We start from the raw sequence: 2,135 nt of genomic DNA, 5'->3' as shown, positions 1-2,135 counted from the left end.
TGGTCGGGTTGTCGATCTTGCCGTTGTAAAGACCGCCCACCGTGCCCGGGACGTTCTCCGGACCACGGCTACAGCCTCCGATGACCAGGCCGGCGCCGGTTCGGCCCGGCCCGCCCCCGGAGGCGGCTGCCCCGGCCTCCGCCGCGGTGTCCTGAAGGGGCCAGTGGTCGAGCGGGGTCTGGTAGACACGCATCGCACCATCGTCCGCGTCGTAGACGGCGGCGGCGAAGTACCACTTGGCATCCCGCATGGCCACACCGGTGCTGACCGTATCGACGGTCTCGCCGTCACCGACCCGGAGGGATACGGCTCCGTCCTCGTCAACGAACAGCCCGTATCCCGTGTTCGTGGTGCAGTCCCACTTGGTGACCACCCCCTGGGGGCCCTTGCCCACGGTGGTCGGGTAGATCCATGCCTGAATGGTGAAGCTCCCGTTTAACTCCAGGCGGGGGTCGTCTGGTCCCACGACGAATGAGCCGGGATGGAGTTCCTGGACCCTCCCCGGATACTCGCCGTTGGCATCCGAGTCGAGGTCATCGATCTTGGATCCCGGTCCGTCAGGGTTGTCGTCGCCGTGGATGAGGCGGACGAGCTGGGCCCGGAAACTCGGGGCCCGGCAACTGACCTTGAAGCCCACCGTCTCACCAGGCTGGGCCCTCAACCTGTCGGCATAACCTACGATCTCCACTAACCAACCTCCTGAACCATGGTCAGAAACAGGATAGGACACAGGTCAGGGGCTCAGGCCCGAGTCTCCGGGTCCGATGCCTCAATCCAGGTTGTACCAGGCCAGAGCCTCCTGCGTCAGGAACTCACGCAGTCCGTTCACGATCCACCGCTGCCCCTCGTCCTGAAGGGCGTACACATCCTCGGGGCGATGGCCGTCCGGTGTCCCGCGGGCGAACATCGTCAGGATCAGGAAGTCCGATCCGTCCTCTCCTGCGCCGGTCTCGATCCTCGTGTACAGCCGCCCGCGCCGCTTCCCGGTCCCGTCTGACATGGGGTACTGGGTGATGATCCGCATCGCCTCCAGGTCAGGCAGGTACGAGCCCCGGTCTGCGGAGAACATTCGCACCACCCGGTCCAGCCGGCCCGGACCGTCCCAGAGACCCTCCGCCCGCAGCTGAAAGCGGTAGGAGATCTCGCACTGGAGCGGCTTGAACTCGCCCAGGTCGGTGTCTGTCACGAAGTCGACGAGGCATTGCAGTGACTCCGCGAAATCCGAGCGCACCGAGGCATAACCCGGATAGGGGGTGACCGCTCCGTTGCTGGTGCTCTCGAGGGTCGCTCTCCAGTTGCGGGCGAACCAGTTGCGCTGGACCTGTACCAACCCGCTCCCGTCGTCATTGCTGAACCACCGGCGGATGTTCGTTATCGGACTGGCGGACGGTAGGGCGGCCAACCCACCGTCCGGGTCCTCGATGAACGGTTTGTGGGGGGCCTTCTCCTCTTCGTTCGGGAACAGCTCGGCGTACTTCTGGTCCCGCAGATCGTCCAGTTCGTAGCGGAGCATGCGGTGGAATTCCTCGAACCCCACGCTCAGCGCAACCTCGACCAGCGCGGTGGTGGCTGATCTGTCGAAATCTACGGGCACGCGCACTCCCACGGTTTGTCAACTGGGTGTTCGAAGAAGGATACCAGTGACCGGAGGTGGGCCACTGCCGCCGGCGGTGCACCATCTGTCGCCATGGTTAGGCTGGCGCCGTGTCGGGCCGTTGGGCGGTACCGGCCTCGGGGCAGACCGTTGGAAGGCGGCAGCCCAGGAGCCAAGGAGAGCGACCATGGGAGTTTCCGGGCGGGTGGCGGTCGTCACGGGCGCCGCATCGGGTCAGGGCCGCGCCACGTCCCGGCTGCTGGCCGGAGAGGGCGCTCTCGTGGCAGCGCTCGATGTAGACACCACAGGGCTCGCCACACTGGTGGACGAGATATCGGATGCGGGAGCTCGTTGCCGCGGATTCCAGGTGGACGTGTCGGATGCGGAAGCCGTGGCGACGGCATTCGCCGAGATCGAAGCCGACCTGGGCCGGGCCTACGTGCTGGCCGCCGCGGCGGCGATCTACCCGTCGGGGGTTCTCTCCCATCTCCGCGATCCCGAGGAGACCGCCCGGATCTTCGACGTGAACCTGATGGGGGTC

General features: G+C 66.2%; 3 protein-coding genes. 1 reads left to right on the top strand and 2 read right to left on the bottom strand.

Annotation, left to right across the window (positions count from 1 at the left end):
* Positions 1-688, bottom strand: a 688-nt coding sequence (locus OXK16_14715; protein MDE0377196.1) for a hypothetical protein, incomplete at its 3' end; no start/stop codon positions are given.
* An 81-nt stretch (positions 689-769) separates the two neighbouring features.
* A complete protein-coding gene (locus OXK16_14710) occupies positions 770-1,594 on the bottom strand; it encodes a hypothetical protein (GenBank protein ID MDE0377195.1) in 825 nt (274 codons plus the stop codon).
* A 187-nt stretch (positions 1,595-1,781) separates the two neighbouring features.
* Between OXK16_14710 and OXK16_14705 the strand changes: the two genes are divergently transcribed.
* Positions 1,782-2,135, top strand: a 354-nt coding sequence (locus OXK16_14705) for an SDR family NAD(P)-dependent oxidoreductase (GenBank protein MDE0377194.1), incomplete at its 3' end; no start/stop codon positions are given.

Source organism: bacterium (assembly GCA_028821235.1).
GTDB lineage: Bacteria > Actinomycetota > Acidimicrobiia > Spongiisociales > Spongiisociaceae > Spongiisocius.
Note: the sequence above shows the minus strand (reverse complement) of the source record. Positions and strands in the feature narration are given on the sequence as shown.